This is a genomic window from Corynebacterium marinum DSM 44953, assembly GCF_000835165.1.
In the GTDB taxonomy this organism is placed as follows: Bacteria; Actinomycetota; Actinomycetes; order Mycobacteriales; family Mycobacteriaceae; genus Corynebacterium; species Corynebacterium marinum.
In genome coordinates this window covers 2,397,254-2,423,845 of the sequence record NZ_CP007790.1, presented here as the reverse complement: position 1 = coordinate 2,423,845, position 26,592 = coordinate 2,397,254, and the positions used below count along the sequence as shown (strand labels likewise).

Genomic DNA, 26,592 nt, shown 5'->3' with positions numbered 1-26,592 from the left:
CAGATCAAGGCTGATGGTCCGATCAAAGGGGAAGGGATCCGAAAATGTCGGATAGAGCGTCCACAGATCCGCGGCCGGCATCCGGTCGGGTTCCGGCCTCCCCCACCGTCCCTACCCCCCTCGACCTTGGACTGATCTTCGCGGCGTTTCTTCGTTCCGTCCCTGTTGCTCTGGTCATCGCACTGGTCGCGGCCGGGATCTCCTTCCTCGTTTTCTCCCGGATGGATCCGGTGTATGAGGTGAAGACCGAAGTCTCCCTTGGCGCCCCCGCCGATGCGAGCCTTGATTCGGAGACCCGGGCGAGGCTGGGATCCCTCTACGCGTTGATCGCCAACGACCATGCAACGCGGGATCTGGTGAAGGAGGAGGCGGGGCTGGGGGATCCTTGGGTGATGGCCGCCGAGACAGCGGTGCCAGGGGTGATTGAGGTCGCCACCCGCGCGGCGAGCATCGGCCAGTCGCGTGCCGCAGCCGAGTCGGTCATCGAATCCATGATCCTCCGCAGCGATGCCTTCTCCTCCCGATCCGTGCAAGTGTGGGCGGAAGACGCGGAACGCAGGATCGTTGCGATCCAGGAGCAGATCGATGCACGTCGGGCAGAGGATCCGGCGGCGGACGTGGCGGATCTTGAGGACCAGATCGGATTGATCCGTCAGGAGAACCGGGAGTTTCGGCCGCAGCAGGTGCAGCCGTTCGTGCTTTCCCAGTCCGACAACAACGGTGAACAGGTGTGGCCCAGGATATGGTCCACCACCCTGGTGGTGGCGATGCTGATATTCCTTCTCGCGCAGATTCCGCTCACGATATGGCGGCTGCGACGACACCGGCGGGCGGATGAACTCTGGCTCCGGATGATCGGTCGACGCTTCGAAGTGGACCGGGAAATGGCGGCGGCGGGCGGGGGACTCACACCCTTGGCGGAGGCGAGGACGGCCGCCGTGCTGGCGGATGGCGGGAACGTCCTTGTCCTCGGGGAATCAGACGCCGGAGAGACGTTCCACTCCCACGGCCCGGGGCATCTCCACCAGACCAGCTGGTCGGCTTCCTGGTGGCGGGAACTGTCGCCTTCGGATGTACAGCTGGGCATCGTGGTGGTCGACAAGGGGGAGCGGCGGGCCAACTTGGCTGGCACAGCAGTGGAAAGGCTGGTCAAGAGCGGTGTCCCCACTTTCGTGGTGGTCCGGTCCGGAAAGAAAAGGGAGAGCAGCGGTGGCATCGAAGATCGCGATCGTTCATGAGCGACTGACCGACATCGCCGGCAGTGAGCATGTCGTCGCCGAGCTCGCGGCAATCTGGCCGGAGGCGGAGGTCCACGTGCCCTTCGCGCGGGCAGAAGGCATTCCCGGGGGGTTGGCGGACCGGGTCCGGACCGGTCCGCTGCAGCGGGTCTACCGTGCATCGGGCGAGAAATCCTACGCACCCCTGCTCCCCCTCGTACCGTGGGCGTTGAGACACGGGAGTCTACGGTCGGCTGAGGTTGATGCGGTCGTGGTCAGCCATCATGCCTTCGCACTCGCGGCGATCGGTGCCGTTGACGCCCCGTCAGTGGCCTATGTCCACTCTCCGGCACGGTGGGCATGGGACAGCTCCTTCCGCCGGGACGAGGCGGCCGGCTTCCCCAAGTCCGCGGCGCTGTGGACCCTTGCCGCCCGGGCGCGGGGCAACGAAAGGAAGTGGGCGCCCCGCGTCACCGCTGTCGTGGCTAATTCCACTGCTGTCCGGGGCCGCATCGAGCAGTGGTGGGACAGGGCGGCGACCGTGGTGCATCCTCCGGTGGACACAAAATTCTTCTCCCCTGACCACGGCGTGAAGAAGGGAGATTACTTTGTGGCGGTGGGGAGGCTGGTGCCGTACAAGCAGGTTCCTCTCGCAGTGGCAGCCGCGGTTGAGGCAGGGGTCAGGCTGATCGTCGTCGGTGAAGGCCGGGACATGGATCGCGCCCGCGCGGCAGCGGGGCCGGGGGTTGAATTTCGGGGTCGTCTGCCGGGTGCGGAGATGCGGGATCTGGTGCGGGGTGCGCGTGCCCTCCTCCTGCCTGGCGAAGAGGATTTCGGGATTGTTCCGGTGGAGGCGATGGCCTGCGGTACCCCCGTGATTGCGTTGGGGCGAGGGGGAGCGGTGGACACCGTACGGCCAGGGGAGACGGGGGTCCTGGTGGACGGGGACGACCATCGGGAGGTCGTCCACAACTTCGCTGACGCCCTACGGAGTTTCGATGATTCCCGCTACGGCACGGAAGCTCTCACGTCATGGGCCGACACCTTTTCACCGGCCGAATTCCGCCGGAAGATGGCAGAGGTCGTCGCCGGGGTGCTGTGACCTTTTCACCCCCGGAGTCAGAGGAGGGAGGTGTACACCTGGGCGGTGGCGGCGGCGGTTTTCTCCCAGGTTAGGCTGCGGGTGCGGACGGCGGCGTCGGCAAGCAGCCTCGTACGGGCATCCACGTCGTCGAGGGCCGTCCGGAGAGCCGCGCGCCAGCGGGAGGTATTCAGCCCCGGGACCACAACGGCACCCTGGCCGACCGCCTCGGGGATGCCGCCCACGGCGCTGGCCACCACGACCGCCCCGCAGGCCATGGCCTCCACCGGGGGCAGCCCGAAGCCTTCGTAGGCGGAGGCGTAGGCCACGACATCCGCGGCCCGGTAGAGGGCCGGTATGTCCTCCATGTCTACGTAGCCCAACCCCATCGATCCGGCGGGGCGCCGGGGGCCGTCGGTGCCTCCCCCTGCCAGGACGAGGGGGACCCCGGTCCCCAGCAGGGCCTCATTGACCACGTCGGGCCGTTTCCGTGGCTCCAGGGTGCCCAGTTGCAGGACGAAGCGCGGCGGGAGGCGGTATTTCCTGCGGACCAACCGGACGACCTGGTCGGAGGGGACCCTCGCCCACGGGCCCGGCGCGAGGGGGGTCACCACTGATTCCCGGCCGGTCAACGCGGCGACACGGTCGGCGGTGAACTCGGACACCGCGATCACCGCGTCGGCGCTTCGTAGTGCCCTGCGGATCAGGAGGCGTTCGCCGCGGGCCCGCATCCTCGACATGGCCCATGGGGTGTCGAAGACGGAAAGGTCATGGACCGTGGACACGGTGGGGGAACGCTGGCCTACCGGGAGGTCGACGTCGAGGCCGTGGAAGAGTCCCCCGGACACGGGGATCATGCCCTGGAAGGCCCGCCGCGCTCCGGAGGCGATCGGGCGGATCAACGGCTGAACGGAAACGGGCAGCTCGCCGGCGGCGTCCTTCTGCACCACCGCAGCCAGCGTGGGCAGAGTCACCAGGTTGGCCATGGCCCGGATGAGTTCACGTTGGTAGGTCTGCACCCCGCTGCCGTCCGGGCGCAGCGCCAGCGCCCCGAAGACGATCCCGGGGTTCATCCCCCGCTCCCGCCGACGACTGCCCGGAAGGTGAGAAGGAGGATCTTGAGGTCCAGCCAGGGGGACCAGTTCTCGATGTAGAAGTTGTCGTAGAGGGCACGGTCGCGGATGCTCGTGTCCCCTCTCAGCCCGTTGATGGCGGCCCACCCGGTCAACCCCACCGGGACGCGGTGCCGTTCGGGGTAGTCCGGGAATTCCTGGCTGAACTTCTCCACGAAGTAGGGGCGTTCGGGTCTCGGACCGACAAGAGCCATGTCGCCGCGGAAGACGTTGTAGATCTGCGGTAGCTCGTCGAGGGAGAATCGTCTCATCGTGGCGCCCAGCCGGGTCAGGCGGGCGTCACCGGCTATGTTCCATCGCGAATCGGATTCGCCGGGGTCAGCTGGCGTCATGGTCCGGAATTTCAACAGTTCGAAGGGTTTCCCGTCCATGCCGATCCTCTCCTGCCGGAACAGTACCGGGGCGGTCCTGTGGTTGATCTTCACCATCAGAGCCAGGGCCAGCAGAACAGGGGAGAGGAGCACCAGTGCGACTCCGCTGACCAGAATGTCGAAGGGTCGTTTGAGGAACCACGTGAGCGAGCGGTGGGCCGCACGGGCCACCCGCCGCAGTGGGAGGGCCCCGATCATCTCGGTACGATTGTCCCGGTCGAGGTATTCGGGGAGGCGGGGGACGATGTAGAGTTCCGCAGCTTCCCGAACGCAGGACCGGAGGGCCTTGCGCAGGTCGCCGTCGGAAAAAGAACCGAAGGCGATGATGACGGTCGTCGCCCGATGTTCACGGATCAGTGCGGGAAGGTTGGAGTCCAACTTGCCGGTCACCACTCCGGGAATGGGCTGGGCCGGTTCTATTTCGCGGTCGACGAGTGCCACGGGGAGTAGCCCGAATTCCGGCATGTTCTTGAGATTGTTACTGAGCTGGCGCGCGATCGGCCCGGAGCCCAGGATGAGTGTCCTGCTCAGAATTTTCGGGCTCCGCCGGCGTCGGATGCCGAGGGAGACGGACACGATGGTCTTGAAAGCCACCAGACTCGCGGCCATGGCCAGTGAGAAGTACACGGTCTGGGGTACATCCAGCTCCGGATTGAACACTGAGACGGCCACAAAGGGGACTACGGTGCCGGCCACGAGAAGTCGTGGAAGGTCATCGAGCACTGACAGGCCGAGTCTGAAGCGGTAGAGATGCGGCACCGCCATCAGGCCGAGGGACGTTGCCGCGGCTGTCAGCACCGGCCGGGGGAGACCCGCGAGGAGGCACACCATGAGGATGGCGAAGCCATCCGCCAGGCGTTGCCACGGATCCGGTACGTAGTGGGCGAACCGGACTCCGACTGAGCGGTTTTCCGCTCGGTGGAACACGCTTCCAGCCACCCGGATCTGACGGGGTGATGCACTCGGGTTTATCGGAACCATAAACTCCACTGACTTCCGTACAGGAGACTTGCCTGCTTCCGGGAAGCGGCCAGTCAAACGTTAGAACACTTGCTTTAACCCGACAGTTCATCGGGCGTTCTTGCTGCGGGCGAATTAGTCCGGCGAGCGGCTCGGGCCGGTTGGCGGCATGTGCTCCTGTCGGAAGGTCAGATGGGTCGTCCTTCACGAGGGGGCGACTAGCTGCTGTCCGGCGGTTTGTCCAGTTGTAGGTTCATTATAGGATCACCACCCTCACCGAATCGACTTTCCGGAGAAACTAGTGCAGGATAGTTTCCTCGGGAACGGCATGTTGTGTGCTGGCACAATGGCGGATCTGTTGCTTGACTTGGGCATCTCAGCAGTCTCTTAAGCTGAGAAGATTTTTCATTCAGTGGGCGGGTATGGGGGGTGCTTTCTGGGGGGGGTCTCCTCTTTCCTTTCCCTTCCCTGCGGTGGTCTGTGCTGCATGGCGGTCCGGCCGGGGCGGCCGGCAGTCGCTCGGGGCATGGTTGTGTCCAGTTGTTTCTCCGGGGTGCCCGGGCGCCGGTTCCCGGGTCCGGGGGTCAGGGGGAGTGGTGGACTGATGCGTACGTGTGTGCGGGGCCTGTGAGGTGTTTCCGGGGGCTTGCCCGCACTCGGGGGTGGGGTAGTGTTGCGGTTAGCTCAAGAATGAACTTGAATCGCTCCTCCAGAGTCCGGACACGCGCGATCTGGGTGGTTAGGGAGACCTGCGCCCACTCCACGGGTAATACATGGGGAGCCGAGAACCTTGGAGGTTCCACCATGCACATCCTGGCGGTGAATGCAGGCGCGGAAGTTTCAGGGGCGGAGAGGGTCCTCGCTGAACTGCTGAAGACAGCGGTGGCTGACGGTCATCGGGTGACTCTCCTCTGCCCGCCAGGGGCGCTTCCGGAGAGCTTCGGCGCAGGAATCGTGCACGTCCCTGTTCCTCTTCACCGCTTGGGTGGGGAGCGCGGGGTGCGTCGCCTCCGGGCCGTGGCTTCGCTCCCCCGCGACTGGTGGAGGACTGCGCGGCGGGTCCGCCGCGCGGCTCGGGGCGCCGAGGCGGTGATCGTCAACTCGACATTCGCTCTGCCTGCGATCGGGTTGGCGTTCCCGCTGCACTCCCTCCGTCCGGACCGGCGGCCCCGGGTTTCCTGGCTGGTCCATGACACCATCCATTCCCGGAAACAGCGGACGGCGCTCCGCCTCGGGGCACACGCCCTGACAGTGGCGGTCGCGGTTTCGCAGGTCACCGCCGACTCGATCCGGGCTCGGGTGCGCAGGACCGTCGTGCGACCGAACGGAGTTGTCGTCCCGGAGGAGATGAGCGGCGGCACTGCCCGCGTTCCAGGTCGTCCCGTCGCCGGGATCCTGGCGGTGCTGACGGAATGGAAGGGACAGGACGTCCTCCTCGAGGCGCTGGCGCAGTTGCCGGACGTTCAGCTGGACATCGCGGGCACCGCCTTTCCCGGGTCGGAGGAATTTGAAAGGTTGCTCCGGGCACGCGCCGCGCAGCCGGACCTGGCCGGCAGGGTGCATTTTCTCGGGCACGTCGACAAGCGGGATGTGCTTCCTCGTTGGGATGTCCTCGTCTCCGCCTCAACCTCCCCCGAGGCGGGACCGTTGGGGGTTCTCGAGGCCATGGCCCACGGTGTGCCTGTCGTCGCCACCGATCACGGTGGTGCCGCCGAATACCTGCGGGGAGGGGCGGGGATCCTGGTTCCGCCGGAGGATGCACCCGCCCTGGCGGAGGCGATCCGCACTCTTCTCGACGACCCCGTGTTGGCCCGTGAGCTGCGGGACACCGCCCGTTCCGCGGTGCTGGCACGTCATGACGCGAAGACCACCGTCCCCGCGATGCTGGAGGCTTTGTCCCGTGGCTGACACCGTCGGGGCACCGGGGAGGCACTCGGACCGGAGAAGTTGGGTTATTGTCGCCCTTGCCGTCATGGTGTCGATGGCCCTGGTGGTCGTCATCTCGACCTCCACCTCAGGCCCCGGCGAACACACCCGCGTGACGATGCCGGAGGAGGTCGTGTCCGGCTGCCCTGAACTGGGGATCGCGGGGCCGGCCGCCTGGGAGGAGCTGTCCGACCGGGATTTTCGGGCCATGGTGGATGAACAGGTTCTCCTGGGATCCACCTGGATCAGGTTGTCGGCGGTCTGGAAGGACATCGAACCCGGGCGGGGGGTGTACGCGTGGGACGGCCTCGATCAGCGCGTCGATGCCGCGGTTGAGGCGGGGCTGACCCCCCTGATGCTGATCCAGACCCACCCGGGTTGGCTCGGGGGCTTCGGTGAGCGGGGCAGTGGAGCTGCCGGTGAATTCGGGAGGTTCGCCGGTGAGGTCGCGGAACGTTACGGGGACCGCGTGGACGCCTACGAAATCTGGAACGAGCCGAACCTGGCCAGGTTCTGGCCGGACCCGGACCCGGACGCCTACGCTGAGCTTCTGGCGGCGGCGGCGCCGAGGATCGCGGCGGAAGACCCGGGTGCCCATATCGTCTCCGCCGGTCTGGCCCCCGCCGACAATGTGGCGGGTTACTCCCTCGACGATCTGGAATACCTGGAACGGCTCTACGAGACCGGTGTGATGCGATATGCCGATGCGGTGGGCATGCACCCCTACTCCTTCCCCGAGCTGCCGTCGGGCACTTCAGAATGGAACGCATTCCGCAGGTTGAACGAGGTCAAGAGCCTGATGGCCGCCCGGGGTGACGGGGACAAGATGATCTGGTTGACGGAATATGGCGCCCCCACCGGTGGTGACCGCGGGGTGAGTGAACGGGACCAGGCGGACATGGTGGTGGAGGCACTGCGGCTGACCGTCGCGGATCCGCGCCTGGGGCCGATCTTCATGTACACGATGCACGACATCGACCTCGGAGCGGAGGAATCGGAATCCTATTTCGGTCTGATGGTCGGGCCGGGTGACCCGAAACCCGCTTTTCTCGATCTCCGGGACGCGGCGGGGGAGTGCAGTCGGAAATTCGGGGACTGAGACGGCTGCCGGTATGGTGTCACGGAGTATGATCCGGCCATCGGCCGGTGGGGGATCCACCCGGGTTTTCGGATCCGTCATGTAACGGATCCGGTTTCCCGGGACGATGTACCCAACGTAACCGCTCGACAACCGCGTAAGGAGAACTCCCCATGCTGAGTAGCGTTCTGGACCTGGCCGGCGACATCATCAACTACATCGTCATGTTCGTCAACCAGATCACCCACTCCCTGAGCTCCTAGCTCAGAGGTCATCGGCAACCCCGGTCACCCGCTCCGTGCAGGGCCGGGGTTGCCGTGATTCCGGGGGTTCCTCCTGAAGCCCGGGGCTCCGACTCAGGTGCGCCTGCGGCCCACCGCGGCAGCGACCGCGCGCCAGCCGAGCATGAGCAGGCCGGACATCACCGCGGCGACGAGGATGAAGGACCAGTGGGGGAGCTCGCCGTTGCGCAGGCTCCAGATACCCAGGCCCACCGCTGCGGTGATCACCCAGGTGGTGACCCCGGCCGGCGCGACCCGGGCGCCGTTCCAGCCGGCGAGGGCGATGGCGGCCCAGGCCAGCGCGACACCCACCAGGAAGGGCCACAGGGTGGACAACCAGCCGGCGACGTTCAACGGCATGTCGTCGGTCTGGTGGGCGATGCGGGCGAAGAGTGCGAAGACGGCGATGGCGATCACGTCGGCGGACAGCGCGGAGATCCTTGTCATGACTCCAACTCTAACGCCGGTTCCCCGGTCTCCCGGCCCGCGTAGGAGAGGAAGTAGATCACCCATCCGACGATGGTGGTCAGGGCGAAGGAGATGAGGCGGTAGACCACGGCCACGCCCGTGGCGTCGACCGCTGTCATTCCGACGGCGACCAGGGTGGCGATGATCACCGCATCCACCGTGCCCACGCCGCCGGGGGTGACCTGGGCGGAGCCGGCCAGTTTGGCCGTGGTGTAGGCCAGCAGCACACCCATGACCGTGGTCTGGTCGGGGGCGGACTCCAGGCCGGGGGTCGTACCCGTGACGGCCCACACGCAGGCGTAGAGGGTGAAGGCGTCGATGAGCCGGTTGAGCAGGGACCAGCCCGCGACCGTCAGGAAGCGGCCCCGGCTCAGGTGGAAAGTGTCGAACTGGTGGATCTGGGAGACTGCTGATTCAACCCCCTCACCACTGGGGCGCCGACGCGCCCGGTTGAGCGCCGGAAGCAGGGTGCGGATCCACCGTTCGAGCTGCGCCGGGTGGTGCGAGGCCCAGTAGACCGTCCAGGACAGGGCGGTCATGGCGGCGAGGGTGATCAACAGGGACCACACGCTGACCCGTGCGCCGAGGAAGAAGACACCGGAGACACCGATGAGGACCAGCCACATCGTGGAGACCGCGGAACTGAGCACCAGGAACCAGCCGCACAGGAGGCGGCTCGCCCCCCAGCTGCGCTGCACCTGGTAGGTGAACACCGCCGAGAAGGCGGGGCCGCCGGGCAAGGAGGTGGACCAGGCGTTGGAGGCGATCGTGAGTCCGGTGGTCCGGTGGGGGGAGACCCGGGTTCCGCCGGCGTCGAGAAGCAGCCGCATGACCTCAGCCATGGCGAACAGTGCCAGGAAGGCGGCGGTCACGGCCAGGAGCACACCCGCCGGCTCGGCGTCACGGAGTCGCCGGACGCCGTCGCCGAGGAAGGGCAGCTGGTCGCGGAAAGCCACGATGAGGATGACCAGCACCACGAGGGGGCCGAGCCACCGTACCCACCGGTTGGCGGCGATCCGACGCAGCACCTCAGCGACCCAGCTGGCGGGGGCCGTCCCTGTCGGCCGAGATCCGGGCCATCAGTTCGCTGAACGGGATGAGCCCCTCGTCGTCGGAGGTGGTGCGCCCACCACGGGCGGCTTCGGTCTCGTCGACGACGAAGACGGCTTCATCGTCCAGCAGGAGGTCCTCGTGCTTGTCGACGCCCACCGGCTCCCCCGTCCCTGCGGCGGACGCCGCGGGCACGGCTGGCGCCGGGGCCTCCCCGTGGCCGAGGCGGGCGTAGGCACGTTTGACGAAGGCGGGTGCCCACCAGTTGTCCTCGCGCAGCAGGTGCATGACGGCGGGGACCAGCATCATGCGGATGATGGTGGCGTCGATGGCCAGGGCGAAGATCATGCCGAAGGCGATGTACTTCATCATGACGATCTCGGAGAAGCCGAACGCGCCGGCCACCACGATCATGATCAGGGCTGCGGCGGTGATGATGGAACCCGTCTGGGCGGTGCCCCAACGGATGGCCTCGTCGGTGGATTTCCCCTTGTCGCGGGCCTCGACCATGCGGGAGACGAGGAAGACCTCGTAGTCCGTGGACAGGCCGTAGACGATGGCGACGATGAGCACCAGCACCGGCGACATCAGCGGGCCCGGGGTGAAGTTGAACAGGTCGGCGCCTACGCCGCCGACGAACATGGCGGTGAGGATGCCCAGGGTCGCGCCCAGGCCGAGGACCGTCATGATGATCGCCTTCGCCGGCAGCACCAGGGAGCCGAAGACCAGCGCCATGAGCAGGAACGTGGCGATGACGATGTAGACGGCCATCCACGGCAGCTTCTCCATCAGCGCCTCGATGGACTCGATCTCCATGGCGGGGGTGCCGCCGATGTAGAGGCTCACGCCCTCCGGCGCCTCGATGGCACGCAGCTGGTCGACGACGTCGCTGTTGAGGTCGCGGTCCTGGATGCCGGCGGAGAGCACCGTCGTGCCGTCGACGGTGCCCTGGTCGGGGGTGAACGGCGAGCTCAGGCCCTCGATGTCGCGCGCCTGGACGTAGATGTCCACGAGCTGCTGCTCCGTGGCGCCGGTGACCACGAGTTTCACCGGTTCGGTGCGGAAGGTGGGGAAGGTGTCGTTGAAGTCGTCCTGCGCCACGCGGACGTCGTTGTCCGGCGGGAGGTAGGTCTCGTTGATGCCGCCGAACTTCACGCCCGCCAGCGGCAGGGTGAGCACGATGAGCAGGCCGGCGATGACGACCGTGACGACCTTGGCGTTGCGCATCGCCCAGGCGGGGATGCCGTACCAGAGGGTGTCCTCCAGCTTCCGGGCCGTGCGTTTCGTGCGGCGCACGGACCACTTGTCGATGTTGGGGCCGAGCAGCCCGAACAGGGCCGGCAGCACCGTCACCGACAGCAGGGCGGCGAGGCCCACCGCCGAGATCGCGCCGTAGGACACTGACTTGAGGAAGGCCTGGGGGAACACCAGCAGGCCCGAGAGTGCGACCGCGACCATCGCCGCAGAGAACACCACCGTCTTGCCGGCCGTGGCGGTGGTGGTGCCCACCGCCTCGGGCACACTGACGCCCTTGTCCAACTCCTCCCGGAAGCGGGAGACCATGAACAGGCCGTAGTCGATGGCCAGGCCCAGGCCGAGGAGCGTGACCACCGACTGGGCGAACACGTTGACCTGGACGGTGCCCGCCAGGATGGACAGGATGCCCAGCGAACCGGCGATGGAGAGGACGCCGACGATCAGGGGCATGAACGCCGCCACGACGGAACCGAAGACCACCAGCAGAAGCAGTCCCACCAGCGGCAGGGCGACCACCTCGGCCCGGAGGATGTCGCCGGCCATGCCGTCGTCGAGGGAATCGGCGACGGCGGTGGAGCCCGCCACCCGGGTGGACACGTCCCCGGGCAGATCCTCGGGGATCAGTAGATCCTCGATGGCGCGGTAGTCCTTCAGGGTCTGCTCCCCGTCGCCCGCGAGGCCGACGGCGGCGAAGGCGACGGATCCGTCCTCGCTGATCAGTTGGGCGTTGCGGGTGTCGAAGTAGCTGGTGACGTGGGCGATCTCCCCCGGATGGGAGGACTTCAGGTCCTCCAGGTGGGATGAGATGGCACCGAACGTCGCCGGATCATTGAGTGAGCGCCCCTCGGGGGCCTCGAACATGAGGATGACGTCGCCGCTGTTGTCGCGCCCGAAGGTCTCCATCTCGATGGCGGCGGCGGCGGTGGAGCTGGAACCGGGGTCGTCCCAGCCCTCCTGGCTCATCCGGTCGCCGAGCCGGAGACCGAAAGCCACGTAGAGCACCAGGATCGCGGCGATGACGATCAGGGGTACGAGGCGGCGGTGGCGGTAGGAAAAATGTCCCCATTTCTCGAACATCGGCCTTCCCCTTTCTGTCAGTGGTTGTTCTGTCAGTGGTTGCGGCCGGCGAGCAGGGCCGACAGCGGGCGGAAGGGCTGGAGCCAGGCGCCCTCGTCGGGGAGCTGGTCCAGGCTGATGCGGGGCAACGGCTCGCGGAAAACGCCGGTGATCTCCTCCAGGTCGACGAAGTCGATCGTGTCGGAACCCACGGCCCAGGAGGCGTGCTCGTGGAAACCGAGGACGGTGACGGGAAGGCCCTCGGCGATCAGCTCGTCGATGGTCTCCTTGAAGTTCTGCCCGTCGGCCGACGCGACGACCAGCCCCCGCAGGACGCCCTCGGCGTGGCGGCGGCGGATGTGGGCGAGCATGTCGGGGTCGACGTCGGAGTCCTCGTCCGTCTTCGGCTTGGCGAAGACCGCGAAACCGACGTTGCGCAGCGCCTCGACCCAGGGGCGGACGACGTCCGCGCCGCCCGGGGTGACGTTGGTGAACACGGTCGCCTCCGCCTCGACACGGCTGCCCGTGTCGTGGGAGAGCTTCCCGGCGCGGGCGAGCAGCCACCGGCCGATGGCGTCGAAACGCGGCCGGTATGCAGCGGTGGGGCGGCCGCCGAGGATGGCACCGAGCCCCATGTCCAGGTTGGGGGCGTCCCAGACCAGCAGGAGGTTGGCGGGGCCGGGAGTCTCCTGGGCGCCGTAGTGGTGGGTGGATTCGTGAAGGTCGCTCACGGTGGGTGCTCTTCTCTTAAATGAGGAAAAATCAGGCGGGCGCGTCGGTGCGCTGCCAGAGGAATTCGGTGATGGTGTGGTCCTTCTGCAGACCCTTGCCCTCGAACTTGGTGATGACCTGGCGGTCAACCAGCTGCGGACATTCCGCCCACGGCCAGGCCTTGTGCTCGAGGAGCGGCTCGGCGTCGACGAGCTCGGAGATCCACTCCGCGTAGTCGGCGTGGTCGGTGGCCACGTGCAGGACGCCGCCCGGCTTGAGGCGGGTGGCGATGAGGTGCAGCGTTCCGGTCTGGAGGATCCGGCGCTTGTGGTGACGGGCCTTCGGCCACGGGTCCGGGAAGAAGATCCGGACGCCGTCCAGGGAACCGGGGGCGATCATGCGGGCGAGGACCTCGACGCCGTCGCCGCGCACCATGCGGATGTTGCCGATCCCGCCGCGCACGACCGAACCGAGCAGCTTCGCCAGTCCGGGCTTGTACAGCTCGACGGCGAGGATGTTGGTGCCGGCCTCCAGGGGAGCCATCGCGGCGGTGGAGGTGCCGGTGCCGGAGCCGATCTCGACGATGGTGGGTGCGCCGGGGCGGCCGAACCATTCATCGACGTCGATCCGCTCGTCGGAGAGCACGCGGCCGAGGCGCGGCCAGTTCTCCTCCCAGAGTTTCTCCTGGTTGTCGGTGAGAGTTCCGCGGCGGAAGCCCACCGTGCCCAGGCGCGGGTAGTCGCGGCCGTCGTCGCCGAAGTCGGTCTGCAGGGGGCGGCCGGCGGGCAGATCGCCCAGGGGCCGTTCTTTATCGGGAAAATCTGAAATAGACATCGATACTTATTCTTCCCTTGCAGTGCGGAAACTTCAATTTTCCGCACCCCGGTTGCGGTCCGCGGGCCCGCGGGTGACGATGGGCGCGGATCAACCCGGGGGAGGGGTGAGTCATGCGGACACCGGATATCTTCATCCGCGCCGCCGACTGGGCGCACTCGCGCGACTTCGGCTGCGCGGCGGGCATCGGCCTCCGCCGGGTGCTGCTGGAACTGACCGGGCCGCCCCGCGTCGGGGCCTGCACCCTGGACGGCCCCGTCCCGGTGCCGACGTCCTGGCAGGTCAAGGGGGTCGCGGTCACCTGGCCCGCCACGACCCCGGGGGTCGATGTGCTGGTTCTCGTCCATCCCGGCCCCCTGACCTCCGCCATCCGCTCCCGCGTCGCGGCCGGCCCCCAGGCGGTCATCACCGTCCCCGCCCTCCCGGAGTCCCTCCCCTTCTCCCCGGAACAGCTTCTCGCCGTCCGTGCCCGCCTCCTCCGCGGCGAACTCCGCGCCCTGGCCGCCCGGCATCCGCACGCCGCCGAAGAACTCCTGGCCATCGCAGGGTCGGCCGGGCGCTCGGCCGGGTACTCGGCCGCCGCGCCGCGGATCGCCGTGATCAGCCCCGACCCGGCGGTGAGGGTGGAGCTTCCCGGCATGGAGATCGTCGCGGACGCGGAGGTGGACGCCGTCCTCGCCGTGGCCCCGCCCGCCGGCTGGGCCCCGGCCGACCATCCGACCCTGCGGGACGCGGCCCGCCGCGCCGGGCGGCTGGTCTCCACCGCACCACTGCCTGCCGGCCTCCCCGGCACCGTCGCCCGGCCCGGCCGCCCGCTCGTCGACGCCGTCCGGCATGCCCTCACCCTTCCCGCGGCCCCGCCGCCGGCCCCTCGACCCGGCACCTGGCTGCGGGCCGCTGACCAGATGGAACGGCGGCGTCGTCTGCTTCTCGACGCCCACCTCACCGACCTCGTGGCCCGCCGCGCGGCCGCCGAGCTGGCCGACCTCGCCCGCGCTCACGGGCTCGAGCCCGCCCCGTCCCCGGACCTGCGGGAGGTCGGCGGGCAGGCACTGCTCATCGCGCTCGTGGCCGGAGCTGCCGCCGGGCGGGCCGCGTGGCCGGCGGGACCCGCCGCCGGAGTCCTCGCGGGGGTTCTCGCGGCGCTGGCGGCGGGAGGGGTGCGGTGGCGGAGGGGGCGTCGGGAAGCGCACGCCGTCCGTGCCGCCGGCGAGGCCGCCCGGATCCGGCGCGCGCCCGCGCACACGCCGGCGCTCTGGTTGCGCCGCACACTCGCAGAGGAGATGCAATGAACGACTGGTGGTTGAGCCTGCACGGGCTGGAGGATCTGGCGGCGGCGGGGGAGGGCGACCGGTTGCGGCTGCCGCTCGGCGATGAGCATCTCGAACTCGACGGCGCCGCGGGCGACTCCGTCACCCTCGCGGATCCCGGCGGCACGACCGTCTACGCGGACCTGGACGGGGACGGCGTCGTCGACCACATCTCCTCGGTCCACCACGACGGCGGGTATGACATCTTCACCGCTGATCCGCACCGCGCGGCCTGGGGTCTGGTCGCGGGTGAACCCGGAAAACCGCCGCCAGGCGGGGGATCGGAGTGGGGATTGGTGCCGAATGCCACCCCCGAAAAGGGGTTGGAGGGGCAAGGGGGAGACTCGGGAAAACCCGGGTGGCATCGGATTGAACGCGGATAAACTGGCAGGTTATGACGTATGACACGTAATCAATTGTCACTTCCGTAGCCTAGACGTGTGGGAATGGATAACCTGTAGGGCGAGATCTCTGCCGAGTGAAGAATTAATCAGGAGCACTAATGACGACTGCAATTAAGGGCCTGGTGGGCCCCGCCCCGACCGACAACGAGAAGCTGCTCTCCTGGATTGCGGAGGCAGTCGAGTTGTTCGAGCCCGAGGCGGTCGTCTTCGCCGATGGCTCGGAAGAGGAATGGGACCGTCTCACCTCAGAGCTCATTGAGGCCGGCACCCTGATCAAACTCAACGAGGAGAAGCGCCCCAACAGCTACCTCGCACGTTCCAACCCGGACGACGTCGCCCGTGTCGAGTCCCGCACCTTCATCTGCTCCGAGAACGAGGAGGATGCCGGCCCGACCAATAACTGGGTCGACCCGGCACAGATGAAGGCGGAGATGACCGAGGTCTACCGCGGCGCCATGAAGGGCCGCACCATGTACGTCGTCCCCTTCTGCATGGGCCCGATCACCGACCCGGAGCCGAAGCTGGGCGTCCAGCTGACCGACTCCGCCTACGTCGTCCTGTCCATGGCCATCATGACCCGCATGGGTGCTGAGGCCCTGGCCAAGATCGGCACCGGCGGCGACTTCGTCCGCGCGCTGCACTCCGTCGGCGCCCCGCTGGAGCCGGGCGAGCAGGACGTGCCGTGGCCGTGCAACGACACCAAGTACATCACCCAGTTCCCGGAGACCAAGGAGATCTGGTCCTACGGTTCCGGTTACGGCGGCAACGCCATCCTGGCCAAGAAGTGCTACGCCCTGCGTATCGCCTCCGTCATGGCCAAGGAGGAGGGCTGGATGGCTGAGCACATGCTCATCCTCAAGCTGAACTCCCCGGAGGGCAAGAGCTACCACATCGCCGCGGCCTTCCCGTCCGCCTGCGGCAAGACCAACCTCGCGATGATCACCCCGACCATCGAGGGCTGGACCGCCGAGGTCGTCGGCGACGACATCGCCTGGATGAAGCTGCGCGAGGACGGCCTCTACGCCGTCAACCCGGAGAACGGCTTCTTCGGCGTCGCACCGGGCACCAACTACGCCTCCAACCCGATCGCCATGCGCACCATGGAGCCGGGCAACACCCTGTTCACCAACGTCGCCCTGACCGACGACGGCGACATCTGGTGGGAGGGCATGGACGGCGAGAAGCCGGCCCACCTCATCGACTGGCACGGTAACGACTGGACCCCCGAGTCCGGCACCAACGCCGCGCACCCGAACTCCCGCTACTGCGTCGCCATCGAGCAGAGCCCGGCCGCCGCGCCGGAGTTCAACGACCCGAAGGGCGTCAAGATCGACGCCATCCTCTTCGGTGGCCGCCGCGCCGACACCGTCCCGCTGGTGACCCAGTCCTTCGGCTGGGAGCACGGCACCTTCATCGGTGCGACGCTGTCCTCCGGCCAGACCGCCGCCTCCGCCGAGGCCAAGGTCGGTTCCCTGCGCCACGACCCGATGGCCATGCTGCCGTTCATGGGCTACAACGCCGGTGACTACCTGCAGCACTGGATCGACATGGGCAACAAGGGCGGCGACCGCATGCCGGACATCTTCCTGGTCAACTGGTTCCGCCGCGGCGAGGACGGCCGCTTCCTGTGGCCGGGCTTCGGCGACAACTCCCGCGTGCTCAAGTGGATCATCGACCGCATCGAGGGACGCGTCGGCGCCGAGACCACCGTCGTGGGCCACACCGCCCGCGCCGAGGACCTGGACCTCACCGGACTGGACACCCCGATCGAGGACGTCCAGGAGGCGCTGTCCGCTCCCGCCGCTGACTGGTCCCGCGACGTCGCCTCGAATGAGGAGTACCTCGCCTTCCTCGGCCCGCGCGTGCCCAGCGAGGTGCACGAGCAGCTGGCCGGACTGAAGGAGCGCATCGAGGCCGCCACAGCCTAGTACTCCCCGGCTCGCACGAACCTCCCGCCCCCAGGCTGACTACGGTCCCTGGGGGCGGGCGCTTTTCCGGGGGGCCGCGGCGTTCCGGAAACCCCGCTCACCGGCGCAAAACCACCACCAGGTTGGACACGAGGAACTCGCGGAGCACCGGCACCCGGACCAGCCACCATGCCCAGGCCGGGTGGTAGCGGGGGAAGGCGGCGACCAGGGAGGCCCCCTCGACCTGCCGGGCCCAGTGCAGTCCCTCGGCGCAGGAGACGTCGAAGAGGGATTCACCGAAGACGTTCTTGGGCGGATGCCCGTGCCGGTGCGCGTACCGGTCGCGCGCGAAGCCCCCGCCGAGGTAGTGCTCCCACACGCCGGTCTCGTGGCCGCCGAAGGGGCCGAGCCAGACGGTGTAACTGAGGACCGTCAGGCCGCCGGGGCGGGTGACGCGCAGCATCTCGTCGCCCATGGCCCACGGGTCGGCGACGTGCTCGGCGACGTTGGAGGAGTACACCACGTCGAAGGCCCCGCCGCGGAAGGGCAGCGCCCGGCCGTCGCCGCGTACGGACCCGGGGACGGTGATGCCGGCGGCCGCCATCTCGCCCACGTCGGGTTCCACCGGGACGTAATGCGCGCCGCGGGCGGCGAAGGCGTCGGCGAAGTAGCCGGGGCCGCCGCCGACGTCGAGGACCGATGCTCCGGCCAGTGGAAGGCCGGCGAGGTCGGCCCGGAGGGCGTCGAGAAGCGACGCGGTGTCCTCGGCGAGCGGCCGGTAGAACAGGTCGGGCCGGCTCTGCTCGTGCCGGAGGGCGCGGAGCAGGGAGAAAGAGCGGCGGAGGGTGGCCAGGCGGCGGGTTTCAGGCAGCACGCACTACATGGTGGCACAGGTATGCTTGTTCGGACCATGAAGATCCTTCTGCTGTGCTGGCGCGATTCCACTCACCCGCAGGGGGGTGGCTCGGAGCGCTACCTGGAGCGGGTGGGCGAGTACCTCGCCGCCCGCGGGCACGAGGTGGTGTACCGGACTGCCGGGCATACGGACGCGCCCCGGCGTTCCCACCGCAACGGCGTGCGTTTTTCCCGCAGCGGCGGCAAGTTCACGGTCTACCCGCGGGCGTGGGCGGGGATCCTGCTGGGCCGGGCGGGCATCGGAACGCTGGGGGACATCGACGTGGTGGTGGACACCCAGAACGGCATCCCCTTCTTCGCGCGCCTGGTGGCCGGCCGGCCGACGGTGCTGCTGACCCACCACCGGCACAAGGAGCAGTGGCCGGTGGCGGGCCGGGCGCTGGCCGCGCTGGGCTGGTTCCTGGAGTCGCAGGTGGCCCCCCGCGTCTACCGGGGCGCGCCCTACGTGACGGTCTCGGAGTCCTCGCGGGCGGACCTGCTGGAACTGGGGGTGCGCGGGGAGGACATCACCATCATCCACAACGGCGTCGACCCGGTCCCCGGCAGCATCCCCCGCCTCGACGGCAACGGCGCCACCCACCTGGTGACCCTGTCCCGGCTGGTGCCGCACAAGCAGATCGAACACGCGATGGACACGCTCGCCCGGCTGCCCGGGGACGTGGTCCTCGACGTCATCGGTTCCGGCTGGTGGGAGGACGAGCTGCGGGAGTACGCGCAGGCCCGCGGCGTCGTCGACCGGGTGAGCTTCCACGGACAGGTGACCGAGGACTACAAGCACGCGCTGCTGGCGCGCGCCGCGGTGCACCTGATGCCCTCGCGGAAGGAGGGCTGGGGGCTGGCGGTGATGGAGGCCGCGCAGCATGGGGTGCCCACCATCGGGTACCGAACCGCCGGCGGCCTGCGCGACTCCGTCGTCGACGGGGAGACCGGGCTCCTCGCCGATTCCCCGGCCGAACTCACGGAGCTGACCGCCCGGCTGCTGGCCGACCCCGCACTCGCCCGCCGTCTGGGGCAGGCCGCCCGGAAGCGCGCCGAGGGTTTCTCCTGGGCGCAGACCGGCGCGAGATTCGAGGAGCTGCTCACCGCCGCCGCGCGAGCCACACCCCGGCGGGGATGAGCAGCCACACCGCCAGCAGGATGAGACCCGGGCCGCGCGGCTGCGGCCCGGCGGCGGTCTCCACGATCCGGCCCCCGTCGACGATTACTCCGACACCCATCTGCTCCAGCGCGGCCAGGTCGCCGGACTCCCACGCGGACCTGGCGGACATCCAGCGGGGGGAGGGCGCGTCGACGAGCACGCCGTCGACGACGAGTGCGCCGGACTCGACGGTGGACAGCGCCTTGCCCAGGGGGTTGAGCATCACGGCACCGTCGGCGCGCCGCACGAGCGGGGGTTCATCGACGAGCAGCACGTCGCGGCCGTCGGCCAGCGCCACGAGCGACCCGTCGACCGCCACCGGCTGCGGAGCCAGCGGCGCCAGGGCCCGGGGTGCGTCGGGGACCTGTAGCAGCGCCAGTGCCAGCACGAGGCCGGCGGCCCAGGTGCGTGTCGACGCCGCCGCGGCCGCGTAGGCGGGCAGTGCCAGGACGGTCAGCTTGCCGGCGTCGCGGAGCAGACCCGCCCCGGGGACGGCGGCCACCAGCCAGCTCAGCACCCCGGGCGCCAGCCACGCGAATACCGCGCCGCCCAGGCCGATGCCCGCCAACCACAGCAGGGGAGCGGGCACACGGCGGGCGGCGGTGAGCAGCAGGGCGAACAGGAGCACCCCGGCCAGGGCGAACCCCGCCTCCCGGGAGGCGGGCACCGCCTCGGCGTTCCAGATGCCGCCGAGGCCCACCAGCGTGCCGGGCGTGCCCACGTGGGTTTCCGCGCGCGGGGCGAACGCCGCGGCCGACTCTGCGCTGGCGGACCCGCCGCCCAGCAGCCCCGGCACCAGCCAGGGCAGTGAACACGCGACGCCGACCGCCAGAGTCGGCCACCGGCGACCCCGGCCGGTGGCCACGCCCGTGGCCAACGCGAACAGCGCCCCGGTGGGGGTCAACGACGCCGCCCACATGGCCAGCCAGGCCACCCCGGCGCGCCCCGAGAGCGCGGCGGCCGCGATGAGCGGCAGCAACCAGCCTGCGATCACCAGCGACCAGTGGCCCTGCAGGAGCCGTTCCACCACGAAAGGGTTCCACAGGACGAGGGTGAGGGAGGCGAGCGTCGATAGGCGGCCGGCGCCCTGCAGCCGCGCCAGCCAGATCGCGCCGGCCGCGCCGGCGGCCGCCCCGGCCAGAATGAGTCCGCGGGCGACCCAGGAGGCGGGCAGGAAGGTGCCGAGCAGCGCCAGCAGCCCGTCCTGCGGGGCGTTGCGGGCCGGCAGATCGCCGGTGCCCAGCGCGGCGGGCGACAGCGCGGGCGAGTCGAGGACCAGCATGTCGCGCAGCGCCAGCTCACCGGGCCAGGCGAGCGGCCACAGCAGGGCGGCGATGAGCACACCCGCCCACAGGACCGGCCAGCTCACGCGCGTCAGGATGGCTGCCCCCGGCGTTCCTGCAGCAGCAGCACCACCGCCCAGATCACGGCCGCCAGTGCGGCCGCCTTGAGCACCACGGCGAGAATCTGCAGCGCCCGCAGCGAGGACACCACCCCGGCGGCCTTGTCGTGCTGCCGGGTGAGGGTCCCGTCGTCCCAGGCGGAGGTGGTGTGCAGGACGGTGAACTCCGGCGCCGGGTCGAAGGCGCGTTCCTCCGCCTCGGAACGGTCCGCGGCGAAGTAGATGTGGGTCCGCTCCTCGACGTCCACGAGCGTGCCGGACTTCGGCTCCACCCACACCGTGCGGTCGACGGCGTACCAGGGGGACCCCATACCGAGCCGGTCGAGCGCCTGGACCGGGTCGGGGCCGCCATCCTCCGGTTCCGCCGGCCGGGGGCGGTTGTCGTCCGGGTCTGCCAGGGGCAGGGCGGTGAAGGTGTGGTGGAACTCGAAGGTCTCGAGCCCCCCGCGCTGCACCTCGCCGACGTAGTCCAGCAGGAGCGGCTGCCCGGCGATGACGTCGTGGCGGGGATAGGACCGCCGCTCGGGCGGGAAGGGGAAGAAGTACTGCAGCCCCTCCCGGACGAAGGGGCCGGTGGAGGCGGCGTCGCCGGCCAGACCGGTCACGGACGTCTCCACCCGGCTGACGGGATCCGCCACGGGATAGGTCGAGCGGCGGTCCACGCGCAGGGAGTCCCGCACCTCGGCGAGGACCGTCTCCCCCTCGAGCAGCCGGGTCGTGGCCCGGACCTCTACCTCCCCGGACTCCTCCGCCGCCGCGGTGCCCACCTGCAGGTCGCGGTGGGTGGTGGTCTCGACCACGAGGCAGGAGTAGTCGACCTCGGGGAACGTGCCTGCGCCGCAGCCGGGACGGTCCCGGTTCTCCTCCGGGACCGTCCCGGATTCCAGGGCCGCGGGGGCGAGCATGACTGTGTCGGCCGGGCGGCTGGCGAAGCTTTCCCGCAGGTCCTCGGGTAAGGGTTTCATCTGCCCGATGACCAGCGGCGGCAGGAGGGAACCGAGCAGGAAAGCGGCCGCGGCGAAGAGCAGCAGCCGGATCGGTGGGCGCCGGAAAGCACTCTCAGTCAATGTCTGCACGGTCCTATTCGTTAAGATCGCCGGAAACGCCCCCGGGCGTGCCCCGATGACGAACAGCCGAGCGGGAGGTGTGCCGCATGTCCGCTCCATCCTACAAACCGCGCCATCTCCCCGGGCTGGAAGGACTGCGCGCGGTCGCGGCCCTCGGGGTCGTCCTCACCCACGTGGCCTTCCAGACGGGGCTCGACCCCCGCTCGGTGGCCGGTTCCTTGCTCGCCCGCTTCGATTTCTTCGTCCCGGTGTTCTTCGCGCTCTCCGCGTTCCTGCTGTGGCGCAACCACCACGACGACCACGACTCCGCCACCATCGGCCGTTACCTGCTCAACCGGGCGGGCCGGATCATGCCGGCCTACCTGGCGTGCGTCGTCGCGGTGATCCTGCTGCTGCCCGAGGCCGCCCGGTTGAGCGGCGGGCAGATCCTGGCCAACCTGACCCTCACCCAGATCTACGTCGCCGACGGCCTGGCGCCGGGGCTCACCCACCTGTGGTCCCTGAGCGTGGAGGTCGCCTTCTACCTGGCGCTCCCCCTGTTGGCGCTGACCGTCGGGCGGCTGCCCCGGCGCCTCCGGATACTGGTGATCCTCGGGCTGGCGGTGCTCAGCCTGGGGTGGGCCTGGCTTCCTTTCGTCACGGCCGGCCCGGACGTGGCGGCCGGAATCCCCAACCGGCAGATCTGGCCCGTCGCCTACGCCCCGTGGTTCGCGGTGGGCATGCTCGCCGCCGAGTTCTCGGGCCGGACCCCCGCCTGGGCGCGCCGGGTGCTGGGCGTCCGCTGGGTGTGGTGGTGGCTCGCCCTCGCGGCGGCGTGGGTCGCCGGGCAGGAGTGGTTCGGCCCGGTGGGGCTCACCCACCCGGAGCCGGGGGAGTTTGTCCGCCGGGTGCTGGCGGGCACGGTCTTCGCTTTCGCCGTCGTCGTGCCCGAGGCCCTGGCCCCGGGGTCGCGCTGGTTGTCCAGCCCGGTGATGCAGTCACTGGGGCGCTGGTCCTACTCCATCTTCCTGTGGCACGTGGCGATGCTCTCGCTCGCCTTCCCGCTGCTGGGCCTGAACTACTTCTCGGGAGGTTTCTGGCCCGTGCTGGCGGTGACGCTGGCGCTCACGCTGCCGGCGGCGGCCGCCAGTTACGTGTTCCTGGAGGAACCGGGCACCAGGCTGGTCAGGGCCGCGACGAGGAGGAGGGCCAGGGCGGCGGAGTCGCCGGCGTAGTCGCCGCTCGGCCACGGGCCCCGTGCCAGCCAGGCTCCCGCCACTCCGGCCAGCACGAACGCCAGGAGGCCGGGCGGGAACAGCGTGACGCGCAGCACCAGCAGCGCCGCCCCGGCGGCCAGCAGGCCCGGCCAGCCGGCGACGAGGAAGGCCGTCAGCGCACCCGGCACCAGCAGGCCGGGCCCCTGTCCGGGGCCGAGGCCGGGCCCCGGCGCTGCCCACCCCGCCCGCCCGCCGCGGAGCACCACCGCGGTGGCCACGAGCACGGTGAGCAGCGCCAACGCGCCGCCCCCGAAGAGCAGCCCGCGGTAGGCGGGGTCGCCGGCGAAGGAGAACTCCACCGTCCCCGCGGCGCCGGCGGGCACGCGGAAGGCCTGGGCGGCGGCGTCCACGACGAGGGGTTCCAGCGCGAGATCCCCCACGCTCGCCTGCAACCCGGGGTTGGCGGCCCGGCCGGTCAGCAGGATCCGCTCGGTACCGGCGGCGGCGATCTCCCGGCCGGTGGGCTCGAAGGCGGGGGAGGGGTCGAAACCCTCCTCGGCGAGGGTCACCCACTCCGCCGCGGTGGACAGCCGGTGCACGCCCGGGGCCAGTTCCACGACGTCGCCGGGGGCGTGGTCGACGCCGTCGACGGTGACGGTGCCGGAGGGGGAGCCGACAACCAGCCGCATGGGGCGGGGCGCGGTGAAATCGCGGATGATGTGCCCGGTGTCCAGGGTGAGACGCTGGAAGAGGAACTGGCGCACGTCCGGGGAGGTGTCCGGCACGGTGACCACGCGTTCGACCGGGTGGCCGGCCACGGCGATCTCGGAGAGGCCGACGGGTTCGGGGCCGGTGAGCGTGACGCGCATGGTGTCGTGGTCGCCGCGCAGGTGGAACGTCGTGGGTTCCTCGCCGATCTCCAGGGTGCGGCCGTTGAGGTCGACGGTGGTGTCTGCGGTGGCGGAGAGGGTGACGGCGGGGTTGCGCAGCGTCCCGTCCGGGGCCAGTTCCAGCCACTGCCCGTCCGGCGGCCCCGGGGCGGGCCACCAGGCGGTGCCCGGCTCGCCGTCCACGGCGGCGGTGACCGAGCGGGCGGGGTCGGCGCCGCCGAAGTTCCCGGCGTCGGCCGCGGACGTGCTGGCGCTGACGGTCCCGCCGCGGGACCGCACGCGGGTGAACGGCCCGGCGGAGGGGTAGTCGGGCACGGCGTTGCGCGACCCGACGCCTTCGTCGAGGTCGGCCAGCGGGGCGGAGACCGCGCCCGCCAGCGTGCCGTAGTGCCGCACCGTCAGGGCCGGGGTGTCGGTGACGATCTCGGCGTCCGCCTCCACCAGCACGCGCGGTCCGGGCCCGTGGATCATGTCCAGGACGGCGAGGCTCTCGCCGCCGCCGGCCACGCGCACGGGCTTGTCCCCGGTGAGAGCGAGATCCGCGGCGGGGTCGAAGATCACCACCGCCAGCTGTTCATCCGCCCCGAAGCGGTGGATCTGCGCCCCGGCCGCCCCGGCGAGCTTCTCGACGTCGATCTCCTCCCCGCCGCCCTCCAGGTCACCGCGGCTGAGCACCGCGCCGATGCCCAGGCGCCGCAGGACGTCGGCGCCGGCGGCCGGATCGTGGTGCAGCACCGCCATCACCCCGTCGAGCCCGCGGATCGCCTCCGGGGGGACGAGGGGGACGGCGTCGCGGACGGCCCAGGGGACGTCGAGCAGCGGCTGGGCGGGTTCATCGCGGGTCCAACCCCAGGTCTGGCGGGCGAAGGAGGCCTCCGGCACGATGAGGGTCCGCGTGCCGCCGGCCTGCGCGTTGAGCAGGTCGGTCGCCTCCTGCCAGTAGGAAGGCACCTGCTCGTAAGCGCCGCGCGGCAGCAGCCGGCCGGACCAGGCCGGCGCCATCGACGCCACGCCGACGACGACGACCAGGGCGGCGGCCGCTTCCCGGCGCCCCGGAGTCAGCAAGCCCCGCCACGTGGCGGGGATACGCAGCCGGTCCCCGAGGGCGGCGACCCCGATGAGCAGCGGGATGCGCACCAGCGGATCGAACTTGTGGAGGTTGCGGAAGGCGGCGAGGGGGCCGTCGAGAAGCACCAGCCACGGTCCGGCCAACGGGCCGTGCGCGGCGCCGAGCACGGCCACGCCGGCCAGCAGCATGACCACCCACAGGCGGCGGTGCGGGGTGGTGCGCAACGCCAGCCCCCACAGGCCGAGCGCCGCGACGGCGGTGGTGGCCAGCACGAAGACGGGGGAGGAGACCAGCAGGTGGCCGGCCTGGCGTTCGGTGTCCACGAAGGGCGCCCAGCTGGTGGTGCCGCGGAGGATCTCGACGAGGTTGAGCCAGCGGGTGGTCACGTAGGAGGACTCGATGAAGTCCGTGAACGGCGCCGAGTAACGGCCCAGCATCAGCAGCGGGCCGATCCACCACAGGCTCACCAGGAGGCAACCGGCCAGCCAGCCGGCGAGAGTTCCCGCCGCCCCCCGGTCCCGCCGCAGGACCCGCCAGGCGATGACCAGGCCCGCCGGCAGACAGGCGGCGACGGTGGCGGTGGCGTTGACCGCGCCCATCATCGCCACCGGGATCGTGGCGGCCGCGACCGCACGGAGGCTCAGGGGGCCCAGCGGCCCCAGGAAGGGCAACACCACCCACGGTGCGAGCATCACCGGCCAGGTCTCCGAGGAGATGGCCGTCAGGGTGGTCAGCGTGCGCGGGGAGAGCGCGAAGAGAAACGACGCCAACACCCGGAACGCGGGGGAACCCACGCCGATGCGGGCGGTGAGCAGCAGGAACCCCGAATAGCCCACGCCGGTGACCAGCAGCCACCACAGGCGCTGAGCGATCCAGTCCGGCAGCGGATCGGTGAGCACGAAGAAGGCCCCGTGCGGGAAGAGATACCCGTACGCCTGATTCTGCAGCTGCCCGAGGGTGAAGGTGTCCGTCCACGCGTGCGTGGCCTGGGCGAGGAAACCGGCGGGGTCGACCGTCAGGTCGTGTTTGGTGTCTGCGGCGACCAGCCCGGGGGGCTGTAGGAGGCTGACCAGGGCGAGGAGCACCCAGCCGAGGATGTGCGGCACGACTGTTCCCCGGGCGCGGCCACTCAGCCGCGGGTGCCGTACTCCGGGCCGCCGAGCAGGGCGTCATCGGCCGGCACGGCGTTGCCCTGCGGCACGTTGTCCTGGCCGGAGAAGGATGCGACCCCGATGACGGAGACCACGCCGAGAGCCACGCCGACGACCGCGCTGGCAATCACCGAACTCACGGACCGGCGGCTGACGGAGTCAGAGTAGGAGGACATGGCTGCGTATCCTACTCCTTATGCTTCCGGCGGGACAATGAACACGGGAATGCCCGCGTTGTGCAGCACGCCCTCCGCAGTGGAGGGCTGCCAGAGCGACTTCCAGGAACTCGCGCTCCGGGTGCCGGTGACGATGACGTCCGGTTCCAGCACCTGCGCGGCGTCCACGATCGCCGACCACACGGACGTCTTCGCCTCCACCAGATGGGCGCGGGCGGCCAGTCCCAGGGACTCCGCCAGTTCCACGCCCTCGTTGCACGTGTCCCGGGCCCGCACGTAGGCGGGGTCGCCGTCCTCGGAGTCCGTCACCCATTCCGCCTGGTGCAGCCCGGACATACTGCCCGCTCGCGCGGCCGTGCGGTGCAGGGGTTCCCAGGCGGTGAGGACCTCCACCTGTCGGGGCGCAAGCAACCGGGCGGCGAAGGTGATGGCGCGCCGGGCCTCCCCGGATCCGTCGTAGGCGATGAGCATCGTCGTGGGCACGGGGAAATCACATTCCTTCGGGCGTCGCTTTTTTCCGGTCGGTTTGACGCCCCAGTCTAAC

At 69.9% G+C, this 26,592-nt stretch carries 22 protein-coding genes; 9 read left to right on the top strand and 13 right to left on the bottom strand.

Annotated features, from left to right (window positions below):
• Positions 1-239: 239 nt before the first annotated feature.
• Together B840_RS13910 and B840_RS11435 are read left to right on the top strand one after the other, a co-directional pair.
• Complete coding sequence (locus B840_RS13910; protein WP_229676619.1) at positions 240-1,238, top strand: hypothetical protein; 999 nt, start codon at positions 240-242, stop codon at positions 1,236-1,238.
• Positions 1,210-2,319 (top strand): glycosyltransferase, encoded by a 1,110-nt coding sequence (locus tag B840_RS11435; protein ID WP_042622236.1) that lies wholly within the window; start codon positions 1,210-1,212, stop codon positions 2,317-2,319. The genes B840_RS13910 and B840_RS11435 overlap by 29 nt, the downstream gene beginning before the upstream one ends.
• A gap of 17 nt (positions 2,320-2,336) precedes the next feature.
• On the opposite strand, the gene B840_RS11430 is transcribed toward B840_RS11435, so the two are convergent.
• The gene (locus B840_RS11430; protein ID WP_042622235.1) at positions 2,337-3,371 is read right to left on the bottom strand and encodes a glycosyltransferase family 4 protein; all 1,035 of its coding nucleotides are present in this window, start codon (positions 3,369-3,371) and stop codon (positions 2,337-2,339) included.
• Positions 3,368-4,729, bottom strand: a complete 1,362-nt coding sequence (locus B840_RS11425) for a sugar transferase (protein ID WP_052491188.1) — start codon at positions 4,727-4,729, stop codon at positions 3,368-3,370. The genes B840_RS11430 and B840_RS11425 overlap by 4 nt, the downstream gene beginning before the upstream one ends.
• Positions 4,730-5,566: 837 nt before the next feature.
• On the opposite strand from B840_RS11425, the gene B840_RS11420 reads away from it, so the two are divergent.
• Together B840_RS11420 and B840_RS11415 are read left to right on the top strand one after the other, a co-directional pair.
• Positions 5,567-6,670 carry a glycosyltransferase family 4 protein gene (locus tag B840_RS11420; RefSeq protein ID WP_042622234.1) on the top strand — a complete coding sequence of 368 codons (1,104 nt, stop codon included), beginning with the start codon at positions 5,567-5,569 and terminating at the stop codon, positions 6,668-6,670.
• Positions 6,663-7,787: a glycoside hydrolase 5 family protein gene (locus B840_RS11415; RefSeq protein WP_042622233.1), complete on the top strand. Its 1,125-nt coding sequence runs from the start codon at positions 6,663-6,665 to the stop codon at positions 7,785-7,787. The genes B840_RS11420 and B840_RS11415 overlap by 8 nt, the downstream gene beginning before the upstream one ends.
• Positions 7,788-8,122: 335 nt before the next feature.
• On the opposite strand, the gene B840_RS11410 is transcribed toward B840_RS11415, so the two are convergent.
• The 5 genes from B840_RS11410 to trmB are packed head-to-tail and all read right to left on the bottom strand — an operon-like array spanning position 8,123 to position 13,423.
• Positions 8,123-8,494: a DUF3054 domain-containing protein gene (locus B840_RS11410; protein ID WP_042622232.1), complete on the bottom strand. Its 372-nt coding sequence runs from the start codon at positions 8,492-8,494 to the stop codon at positions 8,123-8,125.
• Positions 8,491-9,543, bottom strand: coding sequence for a lysylphosphatidylglycerol synthase transmembrane domain-containing protein (locus B840_RS11405; protein ID WP_373285103.1), 1,053 nt, complete (start codon positions 9,541-9,543; stop codon positions 8,491-8,493). Before B840_RS11405 ends, B840_RS11410 begins: the two co-directional genes overlap by 4 nt.
• A gap of 1 nt (position 9,544) precedes the next feature.
• Positions 9,545-11,899, bottom strand: coding sequence for an MMPL family transporter (locus B840_RS11400; RefSeq protein WP_042622231.1), 2,355 nt, complete (start codon positions 11,897-11,899; stop codon positions 9,545-9,547).
• A 32-nt stretch (positions 11,900-11,931) separates the two neighbouring features.
• Positions 11,932-12,609: an NYN domain-containing protein gene (locus B840_RS11395; protein ID WP_042622230.1), complete on the bottom strand. Its 678-nt coding sequence runs from the start codon at positions 12,607-12,609 to the stop codon at positions 11,932-11,934.
• A 31-nt stretch (positions 12,610-12,640) separates the two neighbouring features.
• Positions 12,641-13,423 carry a tRNA (guanosine(46)-N7)-methyltransferase TrmB gene (trmB, locus tag B840_RS11390; RefSeq protein WP_042622229.1) on the bottom strand — a complete coding sequence of 261 codons (783 nt, stop codon included), beginning with the start codon at positions 13,421-13,423 and terminating at the stop codon, positions 12,641-12,643.
• Positions 13,424-13,536: 113 nt separating this feature from the next.
• On the opposite strand from trmB, the gene B840_RS13985 reads away from it, so the two are divergent.
• The 3 genes from B840_RS13985 (at position 13,537) to B840_RS11375 (ending at position 17,065) form a co-directional block, all read left to right on the top strand.
• On the top strand, positions 13,537-14,715 hold the full coding sequence (locus tag B840_RS13985; RefSeq protein WP_052491187.1) for a hypothetical protein: 1,179 nt from the start codon (positions 13,537-13,539) through the stop codon (positions 14,713-14,715).
• A complete protein-coding gene (locus tag B840_RS11380; protein ID WP_042622228.1) occupies positions 14,712-15,116 on the top strand; it encodes a DUF6802 family protein in 405 nt (134 codons plus the stop codon). Before B840_RS13985 ends, B840_RS11380 begins: the two co-directional genes overlap by 4 nt.
• 119 nt (positions 15,117-15,235) lie before the next feature.
• A complete protein-coding gene (locus tag B840_RS11375; protein WP_042622227.1) occupies positions 15,236-17,065 on the top strand; it encodes a phosphoenolpyruvate carboxykinase (GTP) in 1,830 nt (609 codons plus the stop codon).
• A gap of 97 nt (positions 17,066-17,162) precedes the next feature.
• Here the strand turns inward: B840_RS11375 and B840_RS11370 are convergent, their stop codons facing one another.
• Complete coding sequence (locus B840_RS11370) at positions 17,163-17,918, bottom strand: class I SAM-dependent methyltransferase (protein ID WP_042622226.1); 756 nt, start codon at positions 17,916-17,918, stop codon at positions 17,163-17,165.
• 36 nt (positions 17,919-17,954) lie between these two features.
• On the opposite strand from B840_RS11370, the gene B840_RS11365 reads away from it, so the two are divergent.
• Positions 17,955-19,076, top strand: coding sequence for a glycosyltransferase family 4 protein (locus B840_RS11365; protein ID WP_042622225.1), 1,122 nt, complete (start codon positions 17,955-17,957; stop codon positions 19,074-19,076).
• On the opposite strand, the gene B840_RS11360 is transcribed toward B840_RS11365, so the two are convergent.
• Both B840_RS11360 and B840_RS13260 read right to left on the bottom strand, forming a co-directional pair.
• Positions 19,039-20,466, bottom strand: coding sequence for an MmpA family trehalose lipid delivery protein (locus B840_RS11360; protein WP_229676618.1), 1,428 nt, complete (start codon positions 20,464-20,466; stop codon positions 19,039-19,041). The two genes, B840_RS11365 and B840_RS11360, sit on opposite strands and share 38 nt — an antisense overlap.
• Before the next feature lie 5 nt (positions 20,467-20,471).
• Positions 20,472-21,566, bottom strand: a complete 1,095-nt coding sequence (locus B840_RS13260) for a porin PorA family protein (protein ID WP_169745280.1) — start codon at positions 21,564-21,566, stop codon at positions 20,472-20,474.
• Positions 21,567-21,652: 86 nt separating this feature from the next.
• Here B840_RS13260 and B840_RS13255 point away from each other — a divergent pair, with 86 nt between their 5' ends.
• Positions 21,653-22,780 carry an acyltransferase family protein gene (locus B840_RS13255; protein WP_084603010.1) on the top strand — a complete coding sequence of 376 codons (1,128 nt, stop codon included), beginning with the start codon at positions 21,653-21,655 and terminating at the stop codon, positions 22,778-22,780.
• Here the strand turns inward: B840_RS13255 and B840_RS11345 are convergent.
• Genes B840_RS11345 through B840_RS11335 form a run of 3 tightly spaced genes read right to left on the bottom strand, consistent with a single transcriptional unit; the run spans position 22,696 to position 26,519 of the window.
• Positions 22,696-25,827, bottom strand: a complete 3,132-nt coding sequence (locus tag B840_RS11345; protein ID WP_042622222.1) for an alpha-(1->3)-arabinofuranosyltransferase domain-containing protein — start codon at positions 25,825-25,827, stop codon at positions 22,696-22,698. The genes B840_RS13255 and B840_RS11345 overlap by 85 nt on opposite strands.
• Before the next feature lie 23 nt (positions 25,828-25,850).
• A complete protein-coding gene (locus B840_RS11340) occupies positions 25,851-26,048 on the bottom strand; it encodes a DUF2613 domain-containing protein (protein WP_042622221.1) in 198 nt (65 codons plus the stop codon).
• An 18-nt stretch (positions 26,049-26,066) separates the two neighbouring features.
• A complete protein-coding gene (locus tag B840_RS11335) occupies positions 26,067-26,519 on the bottom strand; it encodes a universal stress protein (protein WP_042622220.1) in 453 nt (150 codons plus the stop codon).
• Positions 26,520-26,592 lie beyond the last annotated feature (73 nt).

What these genes read in the sequence shown, in the direction of transcription:
- B840_RS11430 (WP_042622235.1), bottom strand. Translation starts at nt 3,371, where the DNA reads ATGAACCCCGGGATCGTCTTCGGGGCGCTGGCGCTGCGCCCGGACGGC.
- B840_RS11420 (WP_042622234.1), top strand. Translation starts at nt 5,567, where the DNA reads ATGCACATCCTGGCGGTGAATGCAGGCGCGGAAGTTTCAGGGGCGGAG.
- B840_RS11410 (WP_042622232.1), bottom strand. Translation starts at nt 8,494, where the DNA reads ATGACAAGGATCTCCGCGCTGTCCGCCGACGTGATCGCCATCGCCGTC.
- B840_RS11400 (WP_042622231.1), bottom strand. Translation starts at nt 11,899, where the DNA reads ATGTTCGAGAAATGGGGACATTTTTCCTACCGCCACCGCCGCCTCGTA.
- trmB (WP_042622229.1), bottom strand. Translation starts at nt 13,423, where the DNA reads ATGTCTATTTCAGATTTTCCCGATAAAGAACGGCCCCTGGGCGATCTG.
- B840_RS13985 (WP_052491187.1), top strand. Translation starts at nt 13,537, where the DNA reads ATGCGGACACCGGATATCTTCATCCGCGCCGCCGACTGGGCGCACTCG.
- B840_RS11380 (WP_042622228.1), top strand. Translation starts at nt 14,712, where the DNA reads ATGAACGACTGGTGGTTGAGCCTGCACGGGCTGGAGGATCTGGCGGCG.
- B840_RS11375 (WP_042622227.1), top strand. Translation starts at nt 15,236, where the DNA reads ATGACGACTGCAATTAAGGGCCTGGTGGGCCCCGCCCCGACCGACAAC.
- B840_RS11365 (WP_042622225.1), top strand. Translation starts at nt 17,955, where the DNA reads ATGAAGATCCTTCTGCTGTGCTGGCGCGATTCCACTCACCCGCAGGGG.
- B840_RS13255 (WP_084603010.1), top strand. Translation starts at nt 21,653, where the DNA reads ATGTCCGCTCCATCCTACAAACCGCGCCATCTCCCCGGGCTGGAAGGA.
- B840_RS11340 (WP_042622221.1), bottom strand. Translation starts at nt 26,048, where the DNA reads ATGTCCTCCTACTCTGACTCCGTCAGCCGCCGGTCCGTGAGTTCGGTG.
- B840_RS11335 (WP_042622220.1), bottom strand. Translation starts at nt 26,519, where the DNA reads ATGCTCATCGCCTACGACGGATCCGGGGAGGCCCGGCGCGCCATCACC.